The sequence below is a fragment of the Mesorhizobium sp. M4A.F.Ca.ET.022.05.2.1 genome (genome assembly GCF_003998845.1).
Lineage (GTDB): Bacteria > Pseudomonadota > Alphaproteobacteria > Rhizobiales > Rhizobiaceae > Mesorhizobium.
In genome coordinates this window covers 1-24,828 of sequence record NZ_RZOJ01000049.1, presented here as the reverse complement: position 1 = coordinate 24,828, position 24,828 = coordinate 1, and the positions used below count along the sequence as shown (strand labels likewise).

Sequence of the window (24,828 nt, the reverse complement as noted above, 5' to 3'; positions counted from 1 at the left end):
GCGTTGGCCCATTCGTCGATCGTCGCATGCGGCGAGGGTTCGGCGACGAAGCGCCGGCAAAGCGCCGCCAGTTTCGGATCCGACGGGAACGGCAGGCCGAGCGGCCGTTCCGGCAGGTTTGGGATCTCATGCAGCAACAGGCCCATGATCAGCCCGCCGCGCCCTTCCAGTTCACCCCCTTGCGGCAGCTTTTCCGATTCCACGATCAGGCTGTGCATCAGCTCGGTGATGCCGACGACGCGCAGTCCCTCCGGCAGGCCGGCAATCGCGTTCGGCATCACATAGACCGAACGCATCGAGACATCGCCCAGCATCTCGACGGAATGCTCGATCCCGGCGGGGATCCACATCGCGTGGTCGGGCGGCACCATCCAGCGCCCGTGTTTCGTCGTCACCAGCACGACGCCGACCAGCGCATGCAGCAACTGGCTGCGGCTGTGGCGATGCAGTGGCACGTGATAGCCGTCGGGATATTCGGTCGGCAGCGCCACCGCTGGGCCGACAGCCTCCTCCAGCCACTGCCAGCGGCTCTGGTGCAGCCGGCCGAGTTCGGCGGCATCGCCCTTGAAGACTTCCCTGCCATGCGGCATTGGCAATGGCCCACTTGCGAAACTATTGGACCAAACCACGAAAGAAGTCGCTTTGCAACCATCCTATAAGGCTGCCTGCGGATCGCCGCCAGGAAGACCACGGAGCATGCCTTGACCGACACCACAGCCACCGCCGTCGCCACTCCGGCGCCGGCCAGCCACACTTCGGCGCAAGCGACGGCCTTCACCGTCATTCTTGCGGTGAGCTTCTGCCATTGCGTCAACGACATCATGCAGTCGCTGCTGTCGGCCATCTATCCGCTTTTGAAAGACAATTACGGCCTCGACTTCTGGCAGATCGGGCTTTTGACCTTCACCTTCCAAGTGACGGCGTCGCTGCTCCAGCCGCTGATCGGCGCTATCACCGACAAGCGGCCGATGCCCTATTCGCTGCCTTGGGGCATGGCCTCCTCGCTGATCGGACTGGTCGTGCTCGCACATGCCGGCCACTACTGGCTGCTGCTGATCGGCGCCTCGCTGATCGGCATCGGCTCGGCCATCTTCCATCCGGAATCCTCGCGCATCGCCCGCTTCGCGTCGGGCGGCCGCTTCGGCCTCGCCCAGTCGCTGTTCCAGGTCGGCGGCAATTTCGGCCAGGCGATGGGGCCGCTGCTCGCTGCCTTCATCGTCGTGCCCTTCGGCCAGACCAGCATCTCCTGGTTCGCCGTCGGCTCGCTGATCGGCATCATCGTTCTCTGGCAGGTCGGCGGCTGGTACAGCCGGCTGCGCGCTTCGCTCGCCAGCCGCAAGCAGGCAAGCCTCGTCTCGCCCTTCCCGCGCCGCAAGGTCATGTGGGCGCTGGCCGTGCTGACCTTGCTGGTGCTGACCAAGAACGCATACATCGCCTCGATCTCCAGCTACTACACCTTCTACGCCATCCATAAGTTCGGCGTTTCGGTGCAGATTTCGCAGGTCATGCTGTTCCTGTTCCTCGGCGCCTCGGCGCTGGGCATCCTGCTCGGCGGCCCGTTCGGTGACCGTTATGGCCAGAAGGCGATGATCTGGTTCTCGATCGTCGGCGTGCTGCCCTTCACGCTGGCGCTGCCCTACGCCAACCTCGAATGGACGATGGTGCTGACGGTGCTGATCGGTCTGATCCTGTCGTCGGCCTTCTCCAACATCGTCGTCTTCGCGCAGGAACTGGTGCCTGGAAGGGTCGGCATGATCGCCGGCATCTTCTTCGGCTTCGCCTTCGGCATGGGCGGCATCGCCGCCGCCGTGCTCGGCGTCCTGGCCGACATGAAGGGTATCGACTTCGTCTACCAGGTCTGCTCGTATTTGCCGCTGCTCGGCCTGCTGACGGTGTTCTTGCCGAACATGAAGGAAGCGCGGAAGGCGGAAGCGGCGCCCCGCTAAGGAACCGCCGATCTTCGGGACTCGACGTGAGCTCGTGGCAGTTGCCACGCGCTCATGGATTCTCTCTCCACACGCCAGGCGAAAGCCTGTTAGTGTTTGAAACGTGTGCGCGACATCACGAGACGTAGCGCGAACGCCTTCAACTTGAACTAAGGTGCCGGGCTCAGCGCCCGATCGGTGCGCTGCGCTACGAGCGAGATGAGGCAATCTGTAGTGTCCAGACTTAAAGACAAGGTCGCGCTGATTACCGGCGGCACCAGCGGCATCGGTCTGGCGACGGCGCGGCGCTTCATTGAGGAAGGCGCTCGTGTCGCCATCACTGGCACCAACACGAGCCGTCTCGAGGAGGCCCGCAAGATTCTTGGCGGCGATACGTTTGTCATCGCCGCCGACGCCGGCGATGTTACGACGCAAAACGATATCGCGCGACAGATCGGAGAAACCTTCGGCAGGCTCGACGCCGTCTTCCTCAACGCCGGCATCGCCGATCTACGCCCGCTCGATGACTGGACCGAGGCGGCGTTCGACAGGAGCATCGATATCGACCTCAAAGGCCCGTATTTCCTGATCAAGGCGCTGGTGCCGCTGCTTTCGAACCCGTCCTCGATCATCCTCAGCGGCTCGGTCAACGCACATATGGGAATGGCCGGGACACACGTCTATTCGCTCGCCAAGGCCGGCATGATCTCGCTCGCCAGAACGCTCTCCGGCGAACTCATAGGGCGCGGCATCCGCGCCAATGTGATCAGCCCGGGTCCGATCGACACGCCGCTCAACGACAAGCTCGGGCTGGATCCCGAAGCGGCGAAGGCGCGCGCCAAGGCGGTGGTCGGCCTGGTGCCTGCCGGTCGTTTCGGGACCGCCGAGGAAATTGCCAACGCAGTGGTTTTTCTCGCTTCGGACGAATGCCCGTTCATCGTCGGTGCGGAAATTCTGATCGACGGCGGCTTGAGCATCGCCTGATATCGGCACGGCCTGACGCAAGCACACCCGCCAGATGGCGGGTGTCTTGTGTTCCGAAAGGCCTTACGCCTTGAAGAAGGCCAGAAGGTCGGCGTTGATGATGTCGGCATGGGTCGTGGCCATGCCATGCGGAAGGCCCTTGTAGACCTTGAGCTCGCCCTTCTTGAGCAGCTTGATGGCCAGCAGCGCGGAGTCCGCGATCGGCACGATCTGGTCGTCGTCGCCATGCATCACCAGCACCGGCACGTCGATTGCCCTAAGGTCCTCGGTGAAGTCGGTTTCCGAGAATGCCTTGATGCAGTCGTAGTGCGCCTTGGTGCCGCCCATCATGCCCTGGCGCCACCAATTGTCGATGACGCCTTGCGAGACTTCGGCGCCGGGACGGTTGAAGCCGTAGAACGGGCCGGCCGGAACATCGCGGAAGAACTGGGCGCGGTTGGCGGCCTGGGCGGAGCGGAAGCCGTCGAACACCTCGATCGGCAGGCCGCCGGGATTGGCCGCGGTCTTGAGCATGATCGGCGGCACGGCGCCGATCAGCACCGCCTTGGCGACGCGGCCGCCAGCACCGTATTTGGCAACGTAGCGGGCCACCTCGCCGCCGCCGGTGGAATGGCCGACATGGATGGCGTTCATGAGGTCGAGATGCGCAGCGAGTTCGGCGACATCGGCGGCGTAAGTGTCCATCTCGTTGCCGGTATCCGTCTGGGTGGAACGGCCATGGCCGCGCCGGTCATGAGCGATGACGCGATAGCCCTTCGAAAGGAAGAACAGCATCTGGGCGTCCCAGTCGTCGCTGCTCAACGGCCAGCCGTGATGGAAGACGATAGGCTGGCCGGCTCCCCAATCCTTGTAGAAAATCTCGGTTCCGTCCTTGGTGGCGATCGTGCTGCTGCCGGGCTTGGTCATCTCAATCTCCATTGATTATTTTCGCGATAATCAATATCGCGACAACAATGTGGTTAGCGCAGATCGAACCCCTTGTCCATAAGAAATATGTATCGCGATATCATTTTTCGTGGTAAACATTGAGAAATGCTCAGTCGGCAAAAGGAATTCGCCGTGCCTCTCCCGTTGGACAATCAGCTCTGTTTCGCCCTCTACGCCACGAGCATGGCGATCAACCGCACCTACAAGCCCATGCTCGACGAGATGGGGATTACCTACCCGCAATATCTCGTGCTCAACGCCCTGGGAGAGGCGGATGGCATGTCGGTCGGCGCGATCGCGCGCAGGCTGGCGCTGGAATCGAGCACCGTGACGCCTCTGGTCAAGCGCATGGAGCAGGCCGGTCTTGTGAGCCGCCAGCGCAGCCATGCCGACGAACGCCAGGTGCAGGTCGATCTCACCGTGGCCGGCCGGGCGCTGCTCACTCAATGCAACTGTCTGGGTGAAACGCTCATCGAGCGCTCCGGGATGACATTGGCCGAGATCGATTCGCTCACCCAAAAAGTCTGGGCCTTGCGCGAGGCGCTGGCTGCCGATCAGACCGCTGTTCCGGGCCGACCGTTGGAAATGTAACTCTTCACGCGCGGCAATGGCGGCGCCTCGAGACCCGCGAAAGGATCGCGCCATGCATCGATCGCCTCGAGTTGGTCATACCAGCGACGTATCGACGGATAGTCGTCGAGCGGTAGCCCGGCAGCATCGTTGAAGGGCAGAAACGTCGCCATGCGAAAGTCGGCGTAGGAGACGGAATTTCCGACCAGCCACTCCCTTTGCGCGAGCACCGGGGCGAGGATGGCGGCAGCCGCGTGGAAAACCCTGAAGCCTTCCTCGACGAGGGCCTGGTCGATAGGACCCAGCCCCCAGCGCTGCTTGGTGCCGCGCTCGAAATGCACCATGTCGCAGCCTCTGGCGAAATTCTCCTTGCCCCAGCTTATCCAGCGGATCATGTCCGGCTCATCGTCCCCGCCGCGCCAAAAATTCGAGCCCACCTCGCGGGAGAGCCGACAGGCGATGGCGTCGGCTTCCCACAGGCTCCATCCGGAGCCGACCAGTATCGGCAAGGTCAGATTTGGGTTGAGCACGCGATAGCGCTCGGCCTGCCCCGATACCATGGGTGAGGCGAATTCGAACGTAACGTCCGCCTTAAGATGGCGTGCCGTCGCGACTCCAAGGCGAGGATTGGGATTGCGGCTGAACAGGAGTTTCATATCGGATCCTCACGGATTGGTTGAGACAACTGCCGCAGGACGATTGAAGCCTGCCCGATCCTACATCCGGACGGACGGGATTCTTGACTGTATGCTTTCGACATTGGAAATGTCGCGAAAGCCTTCCAGACCAACCGCTTGCGCCTGCGCCCGCCTTCCGCTATAGAGCCGCCACCCGCGTAGACACCCTTGGAGGCAACGCGGCGGAAGGCTGCCTTCCCTTGTGATCCCCGAACAAAGGTCCGCTTCTGGCGGCCACCGGCGTTCGGACATCCAGGCCTGGCGGCTTTCGACGTTTCGGCTGGGCATATTGCCTGCCGCAAACGCTCCACAACACGCGAAAGGAAATGCCATGAGCCACGATACTTACGAGCTCAAGGCCGAAGCGCGCGAACAGGTCGGTAAGGGGTCCGCCCGTGCAGTTCGCCGCAACGGTAAAGTGCCTGCAGTGATTTACGGCGACAAGCAGCCTCCCCTGGCGATCGCCCTCAACTACAAGGACGTCTACTACAAGATCCACGGCGGCGGGTTCCTGACCACGGTGGCCACGATCGATGTCGGCGGCAGCAAGATCCAGGTTCTGCCCAAGGACTTCCAGCTCGACCCGGTCAAGGATTTCCCTGTCCATGTCGACTTCCTGCGCATCGGCAAGGACACCGAGGTCAATGTCGACGTGCCTGTCCACTTCATCAACGAGGACAAGTCGCCCGGCATCAAGCGTGGCGGCGTGCTCAACATCGTGCGTCACGAGGTCGAGTTCCACTGCCCGGCCAATGCGATCCCGGAATTCATCACCATCGATCTCGCCGGCACCGATATCGGCGACTCGATCCACATCTCGGCGGTCACGCTGCCGGCCGGCGTCAAGCCGGTGATCTCGGACCGCGACTTCACCATCGCGACCATTGCCGGCTCCTCGGCGATGAAGCCCGAGGTGGAAGAGACGGCCGAGGCGGCAGCGCCCGAAGCGGCTCCGGCCGCCGAAGAGAAGTAATTTTCCCGCCCGGAGACGACGATGCTTGTGTTCGCAGGCCTCGGCAATCCGGGCGCGAAATATGCCAACAACCGGCACAATGTCGGTTTCATGGCGGTGGACGCAGTCGCCCGCCGCCATTCTTTTTCGCCCTGGTCGAAGAAATTCCAGGGCCTGATCGCCGAAGGCACGCTCGCCGGCGAAAAGATCCTCCTGATCAAACCGCAGACCTTCATGAACCTGTCCGGCCAGGCGGTCGGCGAGGCGCTGCGCTTCTACAAGCTCGAACCTGCCGCGCTCACCGTCTTCTATGACGAGATCGACCTTGCCGCCGGCAAGGTTCGGGTCAAGGTCGGTGGCGGCTCCGGCGGCCACAACGGCATCCGCTCGCTGGACGACCATGTCGGCAAAGCCTATCGCCGCGTGCGTGTCGGCGTCGGCCATCCGGGCGTCAAGGAAATGGTGCACGGCCACGTGCTTGGCGACTTCGCCAAGGCGGACCGCGAATGGCTCGAGGTTCTGCTCGACACCATCGCCGACGACGCCGGCCTGCTGGCCAAGGGCGACGACAATTCCTTCATGAACCGCATCACGCTCGCCCTGCGTGAAAAACTGACGCCGACCGGCGACGACGATCGCCCGCCACCCAAGGCGCCAAAGGCGCAGAGCCACATCCGCCAGGCCAGGCCGCAGCAGGCGCCGGCAAAGCTGCCCGAAACGGGCCCGATGGCCGCCATGCTGAAGAAGCTGTTCGGCGGCAAGGGCTGAACGTCGCCGGGGATGGCGGCCGAGGGGTTGACGTTCGTCACTCCTTTCGCCCATAGCCCTGATCAAATTTCGATTTCCCGATAGGACCGGACACAATGGGTTTCAAATGCGGCATCGTCGGCTTGCCTAATGTCGGCAAGTCGACGCTCTTCAACGCGCTGACCAGGACGGCGGCGGCGCAGGCCGCCAACTACCCGTTCTGCACCATCGAGCCAAACACCGGCGAGGTGGCGGTGCCGGACCCGCGCCTGCAGAAGATCGCCGCCATCGGCAAGTCGAAGGAGATCATCCCGACCCGCATCTCCTTCGTCGACATTGCCGGCCTGGTGCGCGGCGCCTCCAAGGGCGAAGGGCTGGGCAACCAGTTCCTCGCCAACATCCGCGAGGTTGACGCCATCGTCCATGTGCTGCGCTGCTTCGAGGACGACGACATCACCCATGTCGAGGGCCGCATCGACCCCGTCGCCGACGCCGAGACGGTCGAGACCGAGCTGATGCTCGCCGACCTCGAAAGCCTCGAGCGCCGCATCGTCCAGTTCCGCAAGCGCGCCGCCGGCAAGGACAAGGAAGCGATGGCCGTGCTGCCGATGATGGAGGCAGCGCTCGAACTGCTGCAGGCGGGCAAGCCGACCCGCATCCTGCTAAAGGGCATAGGACCGGAGGATCTGCGCATCCTGCAGGGGCTGAACCTGCTCACCTCGCATCCGGTGCTTTATGTCTGCAACGTCGCCGAGGCCGATGCCGCGACCGGCAACGAGCACTCCAAGGCCGTGGAAAAGATGGCCGCCGCTCAGGGCGCCGGCACCGTCGTCATCTCGGCAGCGATCGAAGCGGAGGTTGCCCAGCTTTCCGACGACGAGGAGATGGAGTTCCTCGCCTCGCTCGGCCTCGACGAACCGGGTCTCAACAAGGTGATCCGCGCCGGCTACGACCTTTTGCATCTCATCACCTATTTCACCGTCGGACCGAAGGAGACGCGCGCCTGGACTATCCACAAAGGCGATAAGGCGCCGCAGGCGGCCGGCGTCATCCACACCGATTTCGAGCGCGGCTTCATCCGTGCCCAGACCATCGCCTACAACGACTTCGTCACGCTCGGCGGCGAAGTCGCGGCCAAGGAGGCCGGCAAGGCGCGCGACGAAGGCAAGGAGTATGTCGTTCAGGACGGCGACATCATGCTGTTCAAGTTCAACACCTGATGCTCGCGGCGGCGCGCGTCCGGCAGATTGCGCCCTCCCGTCGCCTGTCTTGACCTCATCATGCCGCAGGTCTAATCGGCTGGTGCTCGCGGGCTCCTCGAAGCCCATGCAGTCCTGACGACGCTTCGAACGAAAATCTCTTCGATCCAGCAAGGGAGATCCGGCGATGATCAAGGCATTCGTCGTGGACAATGATCGGCTGCGTCTGGTTGATGACCTTGTGGCAAATGGCGACAAGGTTGTCTGGGCCGATCTTTTCAATCCGACCAAGGACGAGGAAACCGCCATCGAGAGCTGGCTCGGCGTCGCCATCCCGACGCGCGAGGAGATGGAGGAGATCGAAATCTCCAGTCGCCTCTACATCGAGGACGGCGCCTATTTCATGACCGCGACGCTGCCGGCCCAGACCGAGGCCGACGACCCGTTGATGTCGCCGGTAACCTTCGCGCTGGCCGGCAGCCGTCTGGTCACCGTGCGCTATCACGAACCGAAGGCCTTCAAGACGTTTCCGCTGCGCGCCGAGAAGGTGGCGACCGGCTGCACCAGCGGCGACACCATCCTGATCGGCCTACTGGAAGCGATCGTCGACCGCCTCGCCGACATTCTGGAGCGCGCCGGCCTCGACGTTGAAGCGATCTCGCGCGATATCTTCGAGGCCAGGTCGACCAAGGTCTCCAAGCGCAACCGCGACTTCCAGGAGTTGCTCAAGGCCATCGGCCGCAAGGAGGACATCGCCTCCTCGATCCGCGACAGCCTGATCTCGCTGCAGCGCCTGGCCGGCTTCCTCGCCCACGTCGCGACCCAGACCAAGATGAGCAAGGACATCCGCGCCCGCGTCAAGACCCTGTCGCGCGACGTGCTGTCGCTCGCCGACCACGCCACCTTCCTGTCGCAGAAGATTTCGTTCCTGCTCGACGCCACCCTTGGCATGATCTCGATCGAGCAGAACGCCATCATCAAGATCTTCTCGGTCGCCGCCGTCATCTTCCTGCCGCCGACGCTGGTCGCCTCGATTTACGGCATGAATTTCAATGTAATCCCCGAACTGAAATGGGAGTTCGGCTACCCTTTCGCCATCGCCATGATGGCTGGCTCTGACGGCGGCGCCGCCCTCCGGCTGGCTCACCAGAAATGACTTGACCAAATGCCTGTTGGCCGGCATCCGGGATGCCCGATCCTCGGGATCGCGCGTTCGCCTAATCGGAAATGGACCATGACCGGAAAGACCTGGGCCTATGAGGATTTCGTCGAGGGCGCCTCGCACGACCTCGGCACGAAAAATGTAAGCGCTGCGGAGATCATCGAATTCGCCAGCGAGTTCGATGCCCAGCCGATGCACCTCGACGAGGCGGCCGGCAAGGCCAGCATCCTCGGCGGCTTGTCGGCTTCGGGTTGGCACACCTGCGCGATGTTCATGCGCATGCTGTGCGACGCCTTCTTGCTGGACTCGACCTCGCAAGGCTCGCCCGGCATCGACCACGTCAAATGGAAGAAACCGGTCCTGGCCGGCGACACGCTTAGCGGCACGGTCACCGTGCTCGCCAAGCGCCAGTCCAAGTCGCGGCCTCAGCTCGGCCTCGTCTCCATGCGCAGCGAACTGTTCAACCAACGCGGCGAAAGCGTCTTCGAGCTCGAGAACACCGGCATGTTCCTCGCGCGTGATGCCGCAAAGGACCCGTCATGACTTTGGACGAGTTCTTCCTGATCGGCCAGACCGTCACGCTCGGCGCGCACAAATTCGGTCCGGACGAGATCAAGGCCTTCGCCCGCAAATACGACCCGCAGGTCTTCCACGTCGATGAGGAGGCCGCGAAGAACAGCGTGCTCGGCGGCTTATGCGCCTCGGGCTGGCACACCGCGGCCACCTGGATGAAATACAATCTCGAAAAGCGCATGGAGACCGAGGGCGTGCGCTGGACAGGCCCGGGCCCGCAACCCGAATTCGGCCCCTCGCCCGGCTTCCGGAACCTGAAATGGTTGAAACCGGTCTATGCCGGCGAGACCGTCACCTTCTCGCGCACCGCGCTTGCCCACCGCCCGCTTGCCGCGCGTCCCGGCTGGAACCTGCTCACGCTGCGCTGCGAAGCCTTCGATTCGACAGGCGACAAGGTCATCGAATTCGACAGCGCGGTGCTGGTGAAGGTGGAGTAGTGAGCGGCAGGTAGAGACCCAGCGTCTCTCATTGAGCAATGATCTTCACTATTCACTATTCACTATTCACTATTCACTATTCACTAGTGCCCCTCGAACCCGATCAGCGTCCTTACCGGCACACCGAGCGCTTCGAGCTTCTGGCGCCCGCCGAGGTCCGGCAGGTCGATGACGAAGCAGGCGGCGACGATGTCGGCGCCAATCTGGCGCAAAAGCTTCACCGCCGCCTCCGCCGTGCCGCCTGTGGCGATCAGGTCGTCGACCAGGATCACCTTCTCGCCCTCCGAAACGCCATCCTTGTGCATCTCCATCTCGTCCAGCCCGTATTCCAGGCTGTAGGCGACGCGCACCGTCTCGTAGGGCAGCTTGCCCTTCTTGCGGATCGGCACGAAGCCGGCAGATAGCTGATGGGCGACGGCGCCGCCGAGGATGAAGCCGCGCGCCTCGATGCCGGCGATCTTGTCGACCTTCAGCCCGACATAGGGATGCACCAGCTCGTCGATGGCGCGACGAAAGGCGCGGGCATTGCCGAGCAAGGTGGTGATGTCGCGAAACAATATGCCCGGCTTCGGATAGTCGGGAATGGTGCGGATGGCCGCGAGCAGCGTTTCTTCGAGAGAGGATTTCATGGCGGTTGATCCGTTACCGTAGAGTTTTGCCGGCTAGAGCCGAAAAAGAAAAGGGCGCCGTCCGGCGCCCTCGCATTTTTCCGGCAAGTCCCGGCTCAGTGCGCCACGTCGGCCCATACCTTTCGCTTGGTCATGTAGACCAGGGCGCCGAACAACGCCAGGAACACCAGCACGCGGAAGCCGGTCTTCTTGCGGTCCTCCAGGTGCGGCTCGGCCGCCCACATCAGGAAGGCCGAGACGTCGCGCGAATACTGGTCCACCGTCTGCGGCGAGCCGTCGTCATAGGTCACTTGGCCGTCGGAGAGCGGCTTCGGCATCTTCAGCGATACGCCGGACAGGAAGTACGGGTTGTAGTGCGTACCCTCTGGAATCACCATGCCGGCCGGCGGCGTCTGGTCATAGCCGGTGAGCAGCGAATGGATGTAGTCCGGGCCGCCCTGGGCGTACTGGGTGAAAATATCGAAGACGAAGCGCGGGAAGCCTCGCTCGACGCCGCGTGCCTTGGCCAGCAGCGACATGTCGGGCGGAGCGGCGCCGCCATTGGCCGAAGCGGCCGCCTGCTCGTTCGCGAACGGCGCCGGGAAGTGATCGGACGGCTTGCCAGGGCGGTCGAACATGTCGCCGGCATCGTTGGGACCGTCATGGATCGTGTATTCGGCGGCCAGCGTTTTCACCTGCGCGTCCGAATAGCCGAGCCCTTCCAGCGTGCGGAAGGCCACCAGGTTCATCGAATGGCAGGCCGAGCAGACTTCCTTGTAGACCTTCAGGCCACGCTGCAGCTGGGCCTTGTCATAGGTGCCGAATGGTCCGGCGAAGCTCCAGCTCATTTCCTTCGGTTCGTCGATCGGGAAATGTGTCGGTGCGGCCGCGTTGTGTTCCTCCTCGGCGATGGCCGCGGTGCCCGCGGCCAGCAAGCCAAGCAGAGCCAGCGAGGTGAGAATCTTTTTCATACCCAAATCCCCTTAGATTCTCAGCCCTTGGTTTCCGGCGCGGCGTTCGCGCCAGCCGGATGGCCGGCGCCGGCACCCTTGTTCTTCTCCAGCACCGCCTCGGTGATCGAGTTCGGCAGACGCCGCGGCGTCTCGATCAGGCCGAGCACCGGCAGCGCAACCAGGAAGAAGGCGAAGTAGAACAGCGTTGCCATCTGCGCCATGAAGACGTAGCTGCCTTCCGCCGGCTGCGAACCCAGCCAGCCGAGCAGGATGGCGTCGGCCACGAACAGCCAGAAGAACAGCTTGTACCAGGGTCGGTAGACCGCCGAGCGCACCTTGGAGGTGTCGAGCCAAGGCACCAGGAACAGCATGGCGATGGCGCCGAACATGCACAGCACGCCGCCGAGCTTGGAGTTGATCGGCCCGATGTTGAAGGTGATGGCGCGCAGGATCGCGTAGAACGGCAGGAAGTACCATTCCGGAACGATGTGGGCCGGCGTCTTCAGCGGGTTGGCCACCGTGTAGTTGTCCGGGTGGCCGAGGAAATTCGGCAGGTAGAAGACGAAATAGGCGAAGACGAACAGGAACACGATCATGCCGAACGCGTCCTTGATGGTCGCGTAGGGCGTGAAGGCGACCGTGTCGGTCTTCGACTTGACCTCGATGCCGGTCGGGTTCGATTGCCCGACGACATGCAGTGCCCAGATATGCAGCACGACGACGCCGGCAATCATGAACGGCAAAAGGTAGTGCAGCGCGAAGAAGCGGTTCAGCGTCGGGTTGTCGACGGCAAAGCCGCCGAGCAGCAGCTCCTGGATCCAGTTTCCAACCAGCGGAATGGCGCTGAAGAAGCCGGTGATGACGGTGGCGCCCCAGAAGCTCATCTGCCCCCACGGCAGCACGTAGCCCATGAAGCCGGTGGCCATCATCAACAGGTAGATGATGCAGCCGAGGATCCACAGCAGCTCGCGCGGCGCCTTGTAGGAACCGTAATAGAGGCCGCGGAAGATGTGGATGTAGACGGCGACGAAGAAGAACGAGGCACCATTGGAATGGAGATAGCGCAGCAGCCAGCCCGAATTCACGTCGCGCATGATCTTCTCGACCGAATCGAAGGCGAGAGTGGTGTCGGACGTGTAGTGCATCGCCAGAACGATGCCGGTCAGGATCTGCGACGCTAGCATGATCGACAGGATGCCGCCGAAGGTCCACATGTAGTTGAGGTTGCGCGGCACCGGATAGGCGACGAAGCTGTCATAGACCAGCCTGGGCAGCGGCATGCGGGCATCGAACCAGCGTCCGAGACCGGTCTTGGGCGTATAGGTCGAGTGTCCCTCGCTCATCGAAATATCCCCTGCCTCAACCGATAAGGATCTTGGTATCGGAAATGAACTTGAATACCGGCACCGCCATATTCTCGGGCGCCGGGCCTTTGCGGATGCGGCCGGCGGTGTCGTACACCGAGCCGTGGCACGGGCAGAACCAGCCGCCGAAATCGCCTTCCTGGCCGAGCGGGATGCAGCCGAGATGGGTGCAGACCTGGACCATGACCATCCAGGCTTCCTTGCCGGGCGTCGTGCGGTTGGCGTCGGTCGCCGGAGCGTCGGCCGGCAAATTGGCGTTGCGGGCGATCGGGTCCTTCAGGTCGGCGAGATCGACGGCCTCGCCGTCCTTCATCTCCTTTTCGGTGCGGTTGCGCACCACGACCGGCTTGCCGCGCCACTTGACGACCAGCGACGAGCCCGGCGTCAGCGAGGAGACGTCCACTTCGACCGAGGCCAGCGCCAGTGTCGAGGCGTCGGGGCGCATCTGATCGATGAACGGCCATGCGACAGCCCCCGCGCCGACCACCGCGGCCATGCCGGTGGCGACATAGAGGAAATCACGACGGTTGGGATCGTGGGTATCGGTTGCGCTCACGGGTGCCTGATCCTTTCGCCTCTTCCGTGCCGGCGGCCGAGCCTTGTCCCCGCTCAATCGCGCCGGCCCGACAGCGCATGGCGAACAGGCTAGCGAATTCCTCCGGCATTTGGAGTTCGGTTTATGCGTGAAGCCAGTTTTTGTCCAGTCGGGTGAAGGCACAAGGTCAGATTGTCGCGGGGGCTAAATCCGGCGCCGGGCGGCACCGCGCCGAAGGATCGCCAACGGGCCGGAAACGGGCGGAAAAACAATGGCAAACCGGTGCCGCGCCTTTGCCTCGACAGCAGGCGCCGGCTCGGTCTATCCTGCCGTCATGGCGCATGTCATCGACCGCGACAAATGGGCCAGGATGCCCGACCGTTGGCAAGGCGAACTCGAGTGCGGCGCCTGGGGTTCCAACTCCTGCCTGATCTTCAACTTTCTGCCCGGCACCGGTGGCGGCCCGCGCCTGCACCGGCACCCGTACAGCGAGATATTCATTGTCCGCCAGGGCAGCGGCCTGTTCACGGTCGGCGACCGGGAGATCGAGGCATTCGCAGGCCAGATCCTGATCGTGCCGCCCAACACGCCGCACAAATTCACCAATCTCGGTCCCGGCCCGCTGGAGACCATCGATATCCACGAGAACGGCAGCTTCGTCACCGAGTGGCTGGAGTAGATCCCGAATCTCCTGTTCGGCAAGAGTCCCGAAGGCAGCGCCTATTTCGCGCCGAGCCTGACCAGAACCGCTCTCGGGATATTGTATTCGCGGATGACCGTATCGTGCTTGCGCAGGCCGCAGAGCTCGCGCTGGATGAAGTAGGCATGGACGGCCTCGGCGGCATCCTTGAGGAGCCGGGGCCGCCTTTCCTCATCGCCGCCATCCTCGCGCAGTCTCGCCAGCGTCTGCTCGACGCGCTGGCCGGCGCGGCCGAGCGCCGCCGCCTTCTCGGCGAGGATTTCGTGGCCGAGCAGGTCGAGCGCGTTGTCCTGCGCGCCCGCTCGTCCAAAATACGAAGGCATGCGAACCGACATTCCTCTTCCTACTCCGCCGGCCGCGTCTCTTCCAGCACGCTTTCCTCATTGAACAGGAAACCGCCGGACTGCCGCTTCCAGAGCCGCGCGTAAAGCCCGTCCAGCGCCACCAGCTCGTCATGGGTGCCCTGTTCGACGATGCGCCCGCCGTCGAGCACGACCAGCCGATCGAGCGCGGCGATCGTTGACAGGCGGTGCGCGATGGCTATCACGGTCTTGTCTTCCATCAGCCGCGCCAGGTTTTCCTGGATCGCCGCCTCGATGTCGGAATCGAGCGCCGACGTCGCTTCGTCCAGGATCAGGATCGGCGCATCCTTGAGGAAGACGCGAGCGATTGCCACACGCTGGCGCTGGCCGCCTGACAGCTTCACGCCGCGTTCGCCGACATAGGCTTCGTAGCCGGTGCGCTCGCGATTGTCGCGCAGGCCTATGATGAACTCATGTGCCTCGGCCTTCCGCGCCGCCGCGATCACTTGCGTCTCGGTCGCGTCCGGCATGCCGAGCTTGATGTTGTCGCGCAGCGAGCGATGGAACAAGGCCGTGTCCTGGCTGACCACGCCGATATTGGCGCGCAGCGAATTCTGTTTCACCTGCGCGATGTCCTGGCCATCGATCAGGATCTTGCCGCCCTCGAGGTCGTAGAGGCGCAGGATCAGGTTGGCCAGCGTCGTCTTGCCTGCTCCCGATGGGCCAACCAGCCCGACCTTCTCGCCGGGCCTGACGACGAGGTCGATGCCGTCGAGCACGCCGGCCCCCTTGCCGTAGTGGAAGGTCACGTTCTTCACATCGATGCGGCCGCCGGCCACGATCAATTCCTTGGCCTCCGGCGCGTCGATGAGGCCGAGCGGCTGCGAGATCAACGCCTTGGAGTTCTCCAGCACACCGAGATTCCTGAGGATGCCGTTGAGCTGCATCATCACCCGGCCCAGCAGCATGTTGAGCCGCAAGACGAGCGAAAGCGTGAAGGCGACGGCGCCGACGGTGATCGAGCCTTCGACCCAGAGATAGATGGCAAAGCTGGCGATGGCGGTGATCATGACACCCGACAGCGTCGTCAGCGCCATGCGCACGCCGGTCAGCCGGCGCGTGAACGGACGAAGCGCATCGAGATAGATGTCGAAGCCGCTCCGGATGTAGCGGTCGTCGCCATCGGCCGAAAACAGCTTCAGCGTCTGCACGTTGGAGTAGGAATCGACGATTCGGCCGTTGATCATCGAGCCGGCCTCGGCGGTGGCCTCGGCGTGCCTGCGGATCGCCGGCAGATAGCGCTTGGCCAGAAAGCCGAAGGCGGCGATCCAGATCACCACAAGCACCGCCAGCCTGAAATCGAGGCCGGCGACCAGCGCCAGCGTCGTCACCGTATAGACAATCATGAACCAGATGACCTCGATGAAGCTCTCCATCAGGTCGCCGGTCGCCTGGCCAGCCTGCCAGACCTTAGTGGCGATGCGGCCGGCGAAGTCGTTCTGGAAGAAGGCGTAGGACTGGCGCGAGACATGGCGATGCGCCTGCCAGCGCACCAGATTGTAGAAGCCGGGCGTGATCGTCTGCTCGTCGACCAGTGCCGACAGGCCGACCACGGCCGTGCGTATGACAAGCACCACGGCGCCCATGAACAGGAGTTCAGGGCCGGCGGCGGTCCACAGCGCATGCCAGCTGCGCTCGCCGGGAAGCTGATCGAGGATGTCGACCAGCCGTCCGACGAAATAGAACAGCCCGGCCTCGACCAGTGGCGCGATGCCGCCGATGACCAGCATGGCGAAGAAGGCGAGCTTCGCCTGCCCGACATAGTGCCAGAGGAAGCCGCCGACACCCGCGGGTGGCCGAAGAGACGCAGGCTCGCGGAATGGATAGACCCAGTGCTCGAACCAGCGATAGACGGCTTGCATCATTCCGCGGCTTCACCCTTGGCAATAACGTCGTTGTCGGCCTCGGCCGGAGCCTCATCAAGCAGGAAACCGCCCGACTGGCGTTGCCAGAGCTGCGCGTAGAGCCCGCCCTTGGCGACGAGATCCTCGTGCGAACCCTCCTCGATGACGCGACCCTTGTCCATGACGACGAGCCTGTCCATCGCAGCGATAGTCGACAGCCGGTGCGCGATGGCGATGACGGTCTTGCCCTGCATCAGCCGGTAGAGGTTTTCCTGGATCGCGGCTTCGGCCTCGGAATCGAGCGCCGACGTCGCCTCGTCGAGGATGAGGATCGGCGCGTCCTTCAGCATGACGCGGGCAATGGCGATGCGCTGCCGCTGGCCGCCGGACAATTTGACGCCGCGGTCGCCGACATGGGCGTCGAAACCCGTGCGTCCGCTGGCGTCGATCAGCCCGCCGATGAAGTCGATCGCCTCGGCCCGCTCCGCCGCCTCGACCAGCATTTCATTGGTGGCATCCGGCCGGCCGTAGAGGATGTTCTCGCGCACCGAACGGTGCAGCAGCGAGGTGTCCTGCGTCACCATGCCGATCTGCCCGCGCAGCGAATCCTGTCTCACCGCAGCGATCTCCTGGCCGTCGATGAGGATCCTGCCGCTTTCCAGGTCGTAGAAGCGCAGGAGCAAGTTGACCAGCGTCGACTTGCCGGCGCCCGAGCGGCCGACGATGCCGACCTTCTCGCCCGGTCTTACGGTCAGCGACAGATTCTCGATGACGCCCTTTTGCTTGCCATAGTGGAAACGGATGTCCTCGAAGCGGATCTCGCCTTGGCTGACGGCGATGTCCTTGGCGTCCGGCCTGTCATCGACCAGGCGCGGCAGCGAGATCGACGCGATGCCGTCCTGCACCGTACCGATATTCTCGAACAGGCCCGACATCTCCCACATGATCCATTGCGACATGCCCCACATGCGCAGCACCAGGCCGATCACCACGGCGACCGCACCGATCGTCACCGCCTGGCCGAGCCACAGCCACAGCGACAGCGTGGTGACCGAGAACAGGAGCAGCGCGTTGAGGATGTAGAGCAGGCCGTAGAGCACCGTCACCAGCCGCATCGACCGGTAGACCGTCTCGAGAAAGCCCGTCATGCCCTCCTTGGCGAAGGACGCTTCGCGGCGCGCATGGGAAAACAGCTTCACCGTCTGGATGTTGGTGTAGCTGTCGACGACGCGGCCGGTCATGGTCGAGCGCGCATTGGCCTGCTCCTCGCCGACCTTGCCGAGCCGCGGGATGAAATAGCGTAGCAGCCCGATATAGCCGACCAGCCAGATAGCGAGCGGCGTCGCCAGCCGCCAGTCGGCCGAACCGACGATGAACAGCATGCCAAGGAAGTAGACGATGACGTAGTTGAGCACGTCGATGAGCTTGATGACGCACTCGCGCACGGCGAGCGCCGTCTGCATCAGCTTGGTGGCGATGCGGCCGGCGAACTCGTCCTGATAGAAGGTCATCGACTGCTTCAGCAGGTAGCGGTGCACCTGCCAGCGGATGCGCATGGGATAGTTGCCCATCAGCGTCTGCTGGTTAAGAAGCGAGTGGAACCACACGGTGCCCGGCAGCGCGAACAGCACGACGAAGGCCATGCCTGCGAGCTTCCAGCTCTCGGTCTGCAGGAAGGTCTCGCGATTTTGCCCCGAGAGCCAGTCGACGATGCGGCCCATAAAGCCGAACATCCACACTTCGGCGACGGCAATCGCCGTCACCAGGAGCGCGTCGAGGATGATGTAGGGCCAGGCGCCGCGCGTGTAGTGCACGCAGAAGGCGACCAGCGTCTTGGGCGGTTCGACCGGCTCCGCGGCCGGGAACGGATCGAGCTTGTTTTCAAACCAGCGGAACATTGCAGGCACTCGACTGTCTATGCGCTCACGCGGCGCGGGATTGATGGACAAGCTTCCTCGACCGTGCAGCGCCGCGGGCCGGCGATGCAGAATCATCTGCATCGCCGGCCCTGCTTCGCGCTATATAGGGTGTCGCGGGCTTTTCGCCGACAGGCTCAGCCGACGATCCTGACGCCCCAGAGTTTGCGGACGAAAAACTGGCACCTGCCCGGCTTTTCGCGCCGGGCCGGATCAGCCTGATGAGGCGGCGCACCAGCGAAGGCCGGCTGTGATCGGGCACGGCGCGTGAGAAGTCGACGTCCGGCAGCATGCCGCGATGCGGACGCCGGCGCGTCTCGGCGTGCACTGCCGACGAGTAGGTCTCGCCGACCAGCAGCGCCCAGGTCGCCATTCTGCGCTCGTGCAGGTTTCTTGAGCCGGGTATTTTGTAGGGATCGAACATCGGTCCATCCTCCATGTGCAAATGCGATAAAAAGGGTGACGCAACATCGACCTCCGGCATTCGGCCGAAGGGGCCGGGTACGTCGGTGCGCGCAGCGTCGGTCCGGACATGACGGCAGGCGTCAGTCAGAGCACGGTCAGGTGGGGCGTCAGGCCCCTTTGGGCGTTTGAAAAACATCGCAGGATTCCTTCGAGAACCGAAAACTGGGTTCGGCGGGAATCGGAGCGATCAAGTCTTAGAGAGTCAGGAGAATCGTCGTACCGAAACCGCCGCGGGGCGCATAAGCCCCCAGGAGGGGCGCTGGTTGTGCATGGTCATCATGAATTCCCCCTCCATCGGTTCGGGTTGACGATGAAAGGCGTATACTCGACTTCGCAGAAAATGGCCACCCGCCAGTCCAGCAATCTGCGAAACCTGGAAATCCCTGTGGCCGATCTGCCACTTATTAGAAAGACGCGGAAATGAACGACCGTCTCCGCATCGCGCTCTACCAGCCTGACATCGCCGGCAACACCGGAACGATCATGCGCTTCGCCGCTTGCCTCGGCCTCGGTGTCGACATCATCGAGCCGGCAGGCTTCCCGCTCTCCGACCGGGCGCTGAAACGGGCCGGCATGGACTACCTCGAAATGGCTGATCTGACCCGGCATGTCGACTGGCACGCCTTCGAGCAATGGCGCGCGGGCGACGCGCGGCGGCTGGTGCTGCTCACCACCAAAGCCGCTGCCGCCTATACGGACTTTGCCTTTGCCGATGGAGACGTCCTGCTTTTCGGTCGCGAATCCGCAGGCGTGCCGGATCCGGTCCATCACGCTGCGGATGCGCGACTGACCATCCCGCTGCGGCCGGGCGCGCGCAGCATCAACGTCGCGCTGTCTGTCGCCATGGTCGCGGGCGAAGCGATCCGCCAGCTCGGATAGGATCCGCAATCCGCCATCCCTGCCATCGCCGACGGCGGTGGTTTCTCCAGTCAGTCTCGCCCAGGCGCACATTGCCTTCTCCTGCATTTGCCCGATCAGGATTTCTTCGCTACAAGCTCAACCTAACTTGAGGTCAAGCGGAAAGTGGGAGATGGCTCCAGCAACGGAACTGACGGTCGGCCAGGTGGCCATGCGCAGCGGCGTGGCTGTATCGGCGCTGCATTTCTACGAGACGCGCGGACTTATCCGCAGCCACCGCACGGCGGGCAACCAGCGGCGCTACGGCCGCGACGTGCTGCGGCGCGTGGCGATCATCCGCGTCGCCCAGGAAGTCGGCATCTCGCTGGCCGAAATCGCCACGGCGCTGCAATCCCTGCCCGAGGGCCGCACGCCGACGCGCGAGGATTGGAATCTACTTTCGACGGCTTGGCGCAACGGGCTCGACCACAAGATCAACCAGCTGAAGAAGCTGCGCGACGGCCTGAGCGACTGCATCGGCTGCGGCTGCATGTCGATCGACAGATGCCCGCTCAGGAACAAGGAAGACCGGCTGGCGCGGGAGGGCACCGGAGCGCGAAGGCTGATAGCGCGCTGATCACCCCACTGGGGCCGCCACTCTCAATCCGCCGCCGGCAGCCGCCTTATCGTGAATTCGATGACGTCGCCTGGCCGCTCGAACCAGCTTTCGATCTCGGTCCAGTAGGCCTGCTTGGGGAAGCGCTCGAACCATTCCTTGGCCTTCAGGCGGGCGTCCGAACGCGGCAGGACGAAGGTCTCGCGCAGGAAGCCGTCGCGCGGCATGCGCTCGCGCTCGGCGCGCGAGCGGTCGAGCCTTTTCTTCAAGCCATCCAGCGGCGGTCTTGCCGGGGTGCGCACGAAGGAACTCCTTGCACCGTGGTCGGACGGGGACTTGACCCTTGCTCCTAAGAGATTAGGGATCGCGCCCGGAAAAGACGAGTCCTTTATCGTCCGCGACTGGAGACCTGATTTTGGAACGACCTGAAATACCGGTGGGCCTGCCGGCCGACATCGAGCAGAAGAAGATGAAGGCCCGCCTGTGGTTCGAAGCGTTGCGCGAGCGCATCTGCGCCGCCTTCGAGCAGATCGAGCAGGATCTGACGGGTCCGCTGGTTTCATGGTCGCCTGGCCATTTCGAGAAGACCCCCTGGGAGCGCGACGATGGCAAGGGCGGCGGCGGCACCATGTCGATGATGTATGGCCGCGTCTTCGAGAAGGTCGGCGTCCACACCTCGACCGTCTACGGCGAGTTCTCGCCCGAGTTCAGGAAACAGATGCCGGGCGCGGAGGAGGATCCACGCTTCTGGGCAAGCGGCATCTCGCTGATCGCGCATCCTTGGAACCCGAACGTGCCGGCGGTGCACATGAACACGCGCATGGTCGTCACCTCGCGCCAGTGGTTCGGCGGCGGCGCCGACCTGACGCCGGTGCTCGACCGTCGCCGCGTCCAGGACGACCCGGATACGCTCGCCTTTCACCGCGCCATGCAATTTGCCTGCGAGAAGAACGCCAGCGTCGCCGACTACGCCAAGTTCAAGGCCTGGTGCGACGAATATTTCTATCTGCCGCACCGCAACGAGCCGCGCGGCACCGGCGGCATTTTCTTCGACTGGCTGCATTCGGGCGAGGACAAGGGCGGTTGGGATGCCGATTTCAACTTTGTCCAGGATGTCGGGCGCTCTTTTCTCGTCGTCTACGGACACCTGGTAAGGGGCAATTTCAACGACAACTGGACCGACGGCGACCGTGACGAACAACTCATTCGGCGGGGCCGCTACGTCGAATTCAACTTGCTTCACGATCGCGGCACCATCTTCGGGCTGAAGACCGGCGGCAATGTCGCCTCGATCCTGTCCAGCCTGCCGCCCGAGGTCAGATGGCCATAAAATATCGGTGAGCGGGATGTGAACCGCAATGCGGTCCCATTCGCCGAATCTGGGCGCGCAATGTGGCGCCTTGATTATCTTTTTCGTCTAATAGGCATTTGAAAAATCAGGGCTATTTGTCGTTTCCGGGCCGGGAAACGCCGGCGGTTCCTCCCCCCTGAGCCGCGACCCGACGTGACCGGACGGCCCATGATTGAGTGGGGTGCCTTGCCAACCGGGTGCCCCGCATTTTCCAGGAGAACATGCCATGCGCAAGCTTATTGTGACGGCGGCAACCGCTGCTCTTCTCGCCTCTGGTGGCGCCGCATTCGCGGCGGTCAAGCACACCACGGGCACGGTGAAGAGCTTCGATGGAACGGCCATGAGCCTCGTTCTTGATGATGGATCCACCTTTACGCTGTCCAAGGCCTTCAAGGATCCTGGCCTGCAGGCTGGCGAGAAGGTCCGCGTTTCCTGGGACATGAACGGCAAGAACAAGATTGCCGAGGCAGTCAAGATCATGAAGTGACGGCCTGCTCGCAGGAGGAAGACGGGGTCATGTCCGGTCTTGCTCCGAGGTAGCGTAAGAGGGCGGAGCAGCGATGCTCCGCCTTTTTCGGCTCTGCCGGCAACCAAAACCCTCGAACCGTGTTATGGTTGCTCGCCAGTGCGCGACCCGGAAACTTCTCGGTTTTCGACAAAGGATCGTGCACGCATCGAGAGTGCGGACGTCCGTCGGCGTCGCAAGGAGGAAAGGAAAATCCGATGAAGGAATTCCACTGCGGATCGCTCGTGCCCGGCTGTGAATGGCACACACGCGCCGAAGAAGAGGCCGAGGTGATGCGCCGCGCCGTCGAGCATATGCGCGAAACGCATGGCGAAACAACCATTCGCGAGACAATGATCGAGGCGATCCGCTCGCGAATCCAGAAGGTTCGCGACGCCGCGTAACGCCTTCCGGCCGGATCAAATCGCGGCAATTGCGCGATCCAGCCCAGCAAAGCGGGATGCCGGAGCCACAGGCATCCTGCCCCGCTTGCCGGCCACGCTGCCGGACAGCGCAAATATTTCAATCAAATACTTATATTCGCACCTGCTTGGATAACCCGGCGGTAACGGTAGTCGTGCCACTGTCGGGCGAATGAACCGGGTACAGGGGCCGTCAGAGCCCGCCGCCAACAGGCGCTGGTCCGGAAACGGTGGGGCGAGGTGTTTTCGCGCATGCGCGAAAGGTCCGGCAATCGACGCAGGTACCGCGCGATAGCACTGCTGCTGTCGGCCTTCCTTGGCGCGTCTCCGGCAACGGCCCAGGAGATTACGACTTCACTGATTGGCATGCACCAGGGTTCGCCGCTCAGCGACCGCGCCAGGAACCTTGGCGACGGCGGCTACGAGTTGCAGAGCGGATCCTGGGTTTCGTTCAACCAGTGGTATCACGCCAGCTGGGTCGATCTCCACGTCGACTTCCTCACCCAGCTGACGGAAAACACCGGTATTTTGTGGGGGCTCGGCACCGGAGAAAAAGCCGAGAAGTACAGCATCGGACCCAGCTTCAAGCTGGGCTTCCTCACGCAGACGCATCCGACACCGAGCAGCACCCTGTCGTTCTCGCTGACCTCGACGATCGGCGGCAACCTCACCGAAAAGCCATGCGTGGCCGACTATGGGGATCTGGGCACCTACAGCGTCAACTGCCGGCTCGCTGCCGCCGAGATGGCACCTGAGGAAACCCTGAAATATCTGGTTAACGCTAAGCCCGAGAGCATGCATCTGTGGCTGAACTACCGTGTTACTTTCTGAGCTTGGAGGCTGCCATGAGCAAGTCAACCCACCCCGAAGGTCGCAATCGTCCGTCCTGGTTCCTGTTTGACTGGAGTAACAAAATGTCAGCCAACCACTGGAAATTCGGCCTCGCCGCTGCGCTCGCCATCCTCTCAGCGCCGATCGCATCGGCGCAGGAAGCCCTCGACGCCGACGAGACGGCCGCGCTCTGCCACGGCGGCGGATCGATATGTGTGAGCGCAGCGATTCCGGCCGCGCCGGCGACGCAAGCGCTGCAGAGCTGGATGACCCCCGACGTCGGCGTCGCGTGGGCCGCGGGCTACAAGGGCAAGGGCATCACCATCACCATCGTAGACGACTTCAGCAGCTCATCGCGCTTCTCCGGCAATTTCGGCCTCGGAGTGCAAACCCAGCGACACGGCGAATGGACCCGCCAGGAGGCCAGCATGGTCGCGCCGCTGGCAACCATCAGGTCGAAGGACTTCTCGACGGGGACAGCCGTCTCGCTGGCGCCCGGTCTCAACGTGCTCAATCTGAGCTACGGCATGTACGCCAAGGCGGGCTACAGCGTCAGTCAGATCGGCTGGGCACCGGAAGAGGCCTCGATCATCTCCTATGCCACCAAGGGGTCGGCCGTCGTCTCGAAGGCAGCCGGCAACGATGCCGCCGCCGTCGGCGGTATCAAGAATGGTCAGCAGGACTACCTCGACCTCGCGCTGGTCGGCAAAGCCTCGGCGATCTTCGTCGGCGCGCTCTCCACCAACGGCACGACGACCAGCAAGGCCCAGCTTGCCTCGTATTCCAACTACGCCGGCTCCAACGCGCTGGTGCAGAGCCATTTCCTTGTCGTGGGTGTCACTGGCAGCAAGACCGGCCTTTACGGCACCTCCTTCGCGGCGCCGATCATTTCCGGCTATGCCGCGATCGTCGGCAGCAAATTCACCACGGCAACGCCGACACAGATCACCAACCAGTTGCTCAACACAGCCCGTACCGACACGCTGGTCAACTACAATGCCTCGGTCTATGGCAAGGGCGAAGCCAGCCTTTCACGCGCGCTGGCTCCCGCTTCCATCAAGTGAGCCGCACCTAAGCTTCGAGTGCCTTTGCGGCGCGCTTGATGAGCGCGCCGCGGTCGAGGGTAAAACCGGACCCGATCCATTCCTTCTCGAGATTTTTCAGGATCGCGCCGAGCTTCGGGCCGGGCGACGCGCCGAGTTCGGTGAGATCGGCGCCCTTGATCGGGAATACCGGCTTTTGCCATTTCGACCCGAGGGCAAGCAGGCGCGAGAAACCACCGGCGTCGATCAGTGCCTGGTTGTCCTCGGCAGCCCGCGCCCGCGCCGAAGCCAGCGAAAGCCGCAGCCGGTCGCCAATGCCGTTT

The 24,828-nt window shown here is 63.3% G+C and carries 29 protein-coding genes and 1 pseudogene; 17 read left to right on the top strand and 13 right to left on the bottom strand.

The genetic code is table 11. The features are described from left to right. Window positions 1-590 (bottom strand): AraC family ligand binding domain-containing protein (locus EN745_RS08580; RefSeq protein ID WP_127421013.1); only part of this gene is annotated, 590 nt, incomplete at its 3' end. 111 nt (window positions 591-701) lie between these two features. Here EN745_RS08580 and EN745_RS08575 point away from each other — a divergent pair. Both EN745_RS08575 and EN745_RS08570 read left to right on the top strand, forming a co-directional pair. Next, a complete protein-coding gene (locus tag EN745_RS08575) occupies window positions 702-1,946 on the top strand; it encodes an MFS transporter (RefSeq protein ID WP_189362994.1) in 1,245 nt (414 codons plus the stop codon). A gap of 213 nt (window positions 1,947-2,159) precedes the next feature. Beyond that, a complete protein-coding gene (locus EN745_RS08570; RefSeq protein WP_127421011.1) occupies window positions 2,160-2,909 on the top strand; it encodes an SDR family oxidoreductase in 750 nt (249 codons plus the stop codon). Window positions 2,910-2,972: 63 nt separating this feature from the next. Here the strand turns inward: EN745_RS08570 and EN745_RS08565 are convergent, their stop codons facing one another. Continuing rightward, the gene (locus EN745_RS08565; protein WP_127421010.1) at window positions 2,973-3,815 is read right to left on the bottom strand and encodes an alpha/beta hydrolase; all 843 of its coding nucleotides are present in this window, start codon (window positions 3,813-3,815) and stop codon (window positions 2,973-2,975) included. 153 nt (window positions 3,816-3,968) lie between these two features. On the opposite strand from EN745_RS08565, the gene EN745_RS08560 reads away from it, so the two are divergent. Further along, a complete protein-coding gene (locus EN745_RS08560; RefSeq protein WP_126059384.1) occupies window positions 3,969-4,427 on the top strand; it encodes a MarR family transcriptional regulator in 459 nt (152 codons plus the stop codon). Here EN745_RS08560 and EN745_RS08555 read toward each other — a convergent pair. Then, the gene (locus EN745_RS08555) at window positions 4,391-5,062 is read right to left on the bottom strand and encodes a glutathione S-transferase family protein (protein ID WP_126058681.1); all 672 of its coding nucleotides are present in this window, start codon (window positions 5,060-5,062) and stop codon (window positions 4,391-4,393) included. The genes EN745_RS08560 and EN745_RS08555 overlap by 37 nt on opposite strands. A 352-nt stretch (window positions 5,063-5,414) precedes the next feature. On the opposite strand from EN745_RS08555, the gene EN745_RS08550 reads away from it, so the two are divergent. The 6 genes from EN745_RS08550 (at window position 5,415) to EN745_RS08525 (ending at window position 10,153) form a co-directional block, all read left to right on the top strand. Continuing rightward, window positions 5,415-6,056 carry a 50S ribosomal protein L25/general stress protein Ctc gene (locus tag EN745_RS08550; protein ID WP_126058680.1) on the top strand — a complete coding sequence of 214 codons (642 nt, stop codon included), beginning with the start codon at window positions 5,415-5,417 and terminating at the stop codon, window positions 6,054-6,056. A gap of 21 nt (window positions 6,057-6,077) precedes the next feature. Beyond that, window positions 6,078-6,803, top strand: coding sequence for an aminoacyl-tRNA hydrolase (gene pth, locus EN745_RS08545; RefSeq protein ID WP_126058679.1), 726 nt, complete (start codon window positions 6,078-6,080; stop codon window positions 6,801-6,803). Between the two features lie 95 nt (window positions 6,804-6,898). Beyond that, window positions 6,899-8,002 carry a redox-regulated ATPase YchF gene (ychF, locus tag EN745_RS08540; RefSeq protein WP_126058678.1) on the top strand — a complete coding sequence of 368 codons (1,104 nt, stop codon included), beginning with the start codon at window positions 6,899-6,901 and terminating at the stop codon, window positions 8,000-8,002. Window positions 8,003-8,168: 166 nt separating this feature from the next. Then, window positions 8,169-9,137: a magnesium transporter CorA family protein gene (locus tag EN745_RS08535; protein WP_127421009.1), complete on the top strand. Its 969-nt coding sequence runs from the start codon at window positions 8,169-8,171 to the stop codon at window positions 9,135-9,137. A gap of 78 nt (window positions 9,138-9,215) precedes the next feature. Next, window positions 9,216-9,686 carry a MaoC family dehydratase gene (locus EN745_RS08530; RefSeq protein ID WP_127421008.1) on the top strand — a complete coding sequence of 157 codons (471 nt, stop codon included), beginning with the start codon at window positions 9,216-9,218 and terminating at the stop codon, window positions 9,684-9,686. Continuing rightward, window positions 9,683-10,153 (top strand): MaoC family dehydratase, encoded by a 471-nt coding sequence (locus EN745_RS08525; RefSeq protein WP_126058675.1) that lies wholly within the window; start codon window positions 9,683-9,685, stop codon window positions 10,151-10,153. Before EN745_RS08530 ends, EN745_RS08525 begins: the two co-directional genes overlap by 4 nt. 83 nt (window positions 10,154-10,236) lie before the next feature. Here the strand turns inward: EN745_RS08525 and EN745_RS08520 are convergent, their stop codons facing one another. The 4 genes from EN745_RS08520 to petA form a co-directional block, all read right to left on the bottom strand. After that, window positions 10,237-10,782, bottom strand: a complete 546-nt coding sequence (locus EN745_RS08520; RefSeq protein WP_126058674.1) for an adenine phosphoribosyltransferase — start codon at window positions 10,780-10,782, stop codon at window positions 10,237-10,239. A gap of 95 nt (window positions 10,783-10,877) precedes the next feature. Further along, complete coding sequence (locus tag EN745_RS08515) at window positions 10,878-11,732, bottom strand: cytochrome c1 (protein ID WP_127399830.1); 855 nt, start codon at window positions 11,730-11,732, stop codon at window positions 10,878-10,880. Window positions 11,733-11,752: 20 nt separating this feature from the next. Then, window positions 11,753-13,057, bottom strand: a complete 1,305-nt coding sequence (locus EN745_RS08510) for a cytochrome b N-terminal domain-containing protein (protein ID WP_127421007.1) — start codon at window positions 13,055-13,057, stop codon at window positions 11,753-11,755. A gap of 16 nt (window positions 13,058-13,073) precedes the next feature. Beyond that, the gene (gene petA, locus EN745_RS08505) at window positions 13,074-13,634 is read right to left on the bottom strand and encodes a ubiquinol-cytochrome c reductase iron-sulfur subunit (RefSeq protein ID WP_126058671.1); all 561 of its coding nucleotides are present in this window, start codon (window positions 13,632-13,634) and stop codon (window positions 13,074-13,076) included. Between the two features lie 313 nt (window positions 13,635-13,947). Between petA and EN745_RS08500 the strand changes: the two genes are divergently transcribed. Beyond that, window positions 13,948-14,292, top strand: a complete 345-nt coding sequence (locus EN745_RS08500) for a cupin domain-containing protein (RefSeq protein WP_126059383.1) — start codon at window positions 13,948-13,950, stop codon at window positions 14,290-14,292. A 41-nt stretch (window positions 14,293-14,333) separates the two neighbouring features. On the opposite strand, the gene EN745_RS08495 is transcribed toward EN745_RS08500, so the two are convergent. The 4 genes from EN745_RS08495 to EN745_RS08480 are packed head-to-tail and all read right to left on the bottom strand — an operon-like array spanning window position 14,334 to window position 18,859. Continuing rightward, entirely contained in the window at window positions 14,334-14,648 is a 315-nt protein-coding gene (locus tag EN745_RS08495) for a DUF6665 family protein (protein ID WP_127421006.1), read from the bottom strand. Window positions 14,649-14,656: 8 nt separating this feature from the next. Beyond that, a complete protein-coding gene (locus EN745_RS08490) occupies window positions 14,657-16,540 on the bottom strand; it encodes an ABC transporter ATP-binding protein (protein ID WP_127421005.1) in 1,884 nt (627 codons plus the stop codon). Then, window positions 16,537-18,417 carry an ABC transporter ATP-binding protein gene (locus EN745_RS08485; RefSeq protein ID WP_127421004.1) on the bottom strand — a complete coding sequence of 627 codons (1,881 nt, stop codon included), beginning with the start codon at window positions 18,415-18,417 and terminating at the stop codon, window positions 16,537-16,539. The genes EN745_RS08490 and EN745_RS08485 overlap by 4 nt, the downstream gene beginning before the upstream one ends. 25 nt (window positions 18,418-18,442) lie before the next feature. Next, window positions 18,443-18,859, bottom strand: a complete 417-nt coding sequence (locus EN745_RS08480; RefSeq protein WP_245455414.1) for a hypothetical protein — start codon at window positions 18,857-18,859, stop codon at window positions 18,443-18,445. A 461-nt stretch (window positions 18,860-19,320) separates the two neighbouring features. Between EN745_RS08480 and EN745_RS08475 the strand changes: the two genes are divergently transcribed. Together EN745_RS08475 and soxR are read left to right on the top strand one after the other, a co-directional pair. Then, window positions 19,321-19,779, top strand: coding sequence for a tRNA (cytidine(34)-2'-O)-methyltransferase (locus EN745_RS08475; RefSeq protein WP_127421002.1), 459 nt, complete (start codon window positions 19,321-19,323; stop codon window positions 19,777-19,779). 151 nt (window positions 19,780-19,930) lie between these two features. Next, the gene (soxR, locus tag EN745_RS08470; protein ID WP_126058665.1) at window positions 19,931-20,374 is read left to right on the top strand and encodes a redox-sensitive transcriptional activator SoxR; all 444 of its coding nucleotides are present in this window, start codon (window positions 19,931-19,933) and stop codon (window positions 20,372-20,374) included. A gap of 23 nt (window positions 20,375-20,397) precedes the next feature. Here soxR and EN745_RS08465 read toward each other — a convergent pair whose 3' ends face one another. Next, a complete protein-coding gene (locus EN745_RS08465; protein WP_006202578.1) occupies window positions 20,398-20,655 on the bottom strand; it encodes a hypothetical protein in 258 nt (85 codons plus the stop codon). A gap of 113 nt (window positions 20,656-20,768) precedes the next feature. Here EN745_RS08465 and hemF point away from each other — a divergent pair, with 113 nt between their 5' ends. The 5 genes from hemF to EN745_RS08440 all read left to right on the top strand — a co-directional run bounded on the left by hemF (window position 20,769) and on the right by EN745_RS08440 (window position 24,526). Next, window positions 20,769-21,683 carry an oxygen-dependent coproporphyrinogen oxidase gene (gene hemF, locus EN745_RS08460; RefSeq protein ID WP_127421001.1) on the top strand — a complete coding sequence of 305 codons (915 nt, stop codon included), beginning with the start codon at window positions 20,769-20,771 and terminating at the stop codon, window positions 21,681-21,683. 247 nt (window positions 21,684-21,930) lie between these two features. Further along, window positions 21,931-22,191, top strand: coding sequence for a DUF1344 domain-containing protein (locus EN745_RS08455; RefSeq protein ID WP_126058662.1), 261 nt, complete (start codon window positions 21,931-21,933; stop codon window positions 22,189-22,191). A 236-nt stretch (window positions 22,192-22,427) separates the two neighbouring features. Further along, window positions 22,428-22,613 carry a DUF1059 domain-containing protein gene (locus tag EN745_RS08450; protein ID WP_126058661.1) on the top strand — a complete coding sequence of 62 codons (186 nt, stop codon included), beginning with the start codon at window positions 22,428-22,430 and terminating at the stop codon, window positions 22,611-22,613. A gap of 270 nt (window positions 22,614-22,883) precedes the next feature. Continuing rightward, window positions 22,884-23,462, top strand: a complete 579-nt coding sequence (locus EN745_RS08445) for a hypothetical protein (RefSeq protein ID WP_127421000.1) — start codon at window positions 22,884-22,886, stop codon at window positions 23,460-23,462. An 83-nt stretch (window positions 23,463-23,545) separates the two neighbouring features. Further along, a complete protein-coding gene (locus tag EN745_RS08440) occupies window positions 23,546-24,526 on the top strand; it encodes a S8 family serine peptidase (RefSeq protein ID WP_127420999.1) in 981 nt (326 codons plus the stop codon). A 7-nt stretch (window positions 24,527-24,533) separates the two neighbouring features. Here EN745_RS08440 and EN745_RS08435 read toward each other — a convergent pair. Next, window positions 24,534-24,828: pseudogene (locus EN745_RS08435) on the bottom strand (CCA tRNA nucleotidyltransferase); the annotation flags it as partial.

Bases quoted from the DNA above. Each gene is read 5' to 3' on its own strand.
- EN745_RS08490 (WP_127421005.1), bottom strand. From the start codon at position 16,540: ATGATGCAAGCCGTCTATCGCTGGTTCGAGCACTGGGTCTATCCATTC.
- EN745_RS08525 (WP_126058675.1), top strand. From the start codon at position 9,683: ATGACTTTGGACGAGTTCTTCCTGATCGGCCAGACCGTCACGCTCGGC.
- EN745_RS08485 (WP_127421004.1), bottom strand. From the start codon at position 18,417: ATGTTCCGCTGGTTTGAAAACAAGCTCGATCCGTTCCCGGCCGCGGAG.
- EN745_RS08530 (WP_127421008.1), top strand. From the start codon at position 9,216: ATGACCGGAAAGACCTGGGCCTATGAGGATTTCGTCGAGGGCGCCTCG.
- EN745_RS08510 (WP_127421007.1), bottom strand. From the start codon at position 13,057: ATGAGCGAGGGACACTCGACCTATACGCCCAAGACCGGTCTCGGACGC.
- EN745_RS08555 (WP_126058681.1), bottom strand. From the start codon at position 5,062: ATGAAACTCCTGTTCAGCCGCAATCCCAATCCTCGCCTTGGAGTCGCG.
- EN745_RS08515 (WP_127399830.1), bottom strand. From the start codon at position 11,732: ATGAAAAAGATTCTCACCTCGCTGGCTCTGCTTGGCTTGCTGGCCGCG.
- EN745_RS08500 (WP_126059383.1), top strand. From the start codon at position 13,948: ATGGCGCATGTCATCGACCGCGACAAATGGGCCAGGATGCCCGACCGT.
- EN745_RS08520 (WP_126058674.1), bottom strand. From the start codon at position 10,782: ATGAAATCCTCTCTCGAAGAAACGCTGCTCGCGGCCATCCGCACCATT.
- EN745_RS08450 (WP_126058661.1), top strand. From the start codon at position 22,428: ATGAAGGAATTCCACTGCGGATCGCTCGTGCCCGGCTGTGAATGGCAC.
- EN745_RS08455 (WP_126058662.1), top strand. From the start codon at position 21,931: ATGCGCAAGCTTATTGTGACGGCGGCAACCGCTGCTCTTCTCGCCTCT.
- EN745_RS08440 (WP_127420999.1), top strand. From the start codon at position 23,546: ATGTCAGCCAACCACTGGAAATTCGGCCTCGCCGCTGCGCTCGCCATC.
- EN745_RS08495 (WP_127421006.1), bottom strand. From the start codon at position 14,648: ATGTCGGTTCGCATGCCTTCGTATTTTGGACGAGCGGGCGCGCAGGAC.
- ychF (WP_126058678.1), top strand. From the start codon at position 6,899: ATGGGTTTCAAATGCGGCATCGTCGGCTTGCCTAATGTCGGCAAGTCG.
- pth (WP_126058679.1), top strand. From the start codon at position 6,078: ATGCTTGTGTTCGCAGGCCTCGGCAATCCGGGCGCGAAATATGCCAAC.
- EN745_RS08480 (WP_245455414.1), bottom strand. From the start codon at position 18,859: ATGTTCGATCCCTACAAAATACCCGGCTCAAGAAACCTGCACGAGCGC.
- soxR (WP_126058665.1), top strand. From the start codon at position 19,931: ATGGCTCCAGCAACGGAACTGACGGTCGGCCAGGTGGCCATGCGCAGC.
- EN745_RS08565 (WP_127421010.1), bottom strand. From the start codon at position 3,815: ATGACCAAGCCCGGCAGCAGCACGATCGCCACCAAGGACGGAACCGAG.
- EN745_RS08445 (WP_127421000.1), top strand. From the start codon at position 22,884: ATGCGCGAAAGGTCCGGCAATCGACGCAGGTACCGCGCGATAGCACTG.
- EN745_RS08475 (WP_127421002.1), top strand. From the start codon at position 19,321: ATGAACGACCGTCTCCGCATCGCGCTCTACCAGCCTGACATCGCCGGC.
- EN745_RS08535 (WP_127421009.1), top strand. From the start codon at position 8,169: ATGATCAAGGCATTCGTCGTGGACAATGATCGGCTGCGTCTGGTTGAT.
- EN745_RS08550 (WP_126058680.1), top strand. From the start codon at position 5,415: ATGAGCCACGATACTTACGAGCTCAAGGCCGAAGCGCGCGAACAGGTC.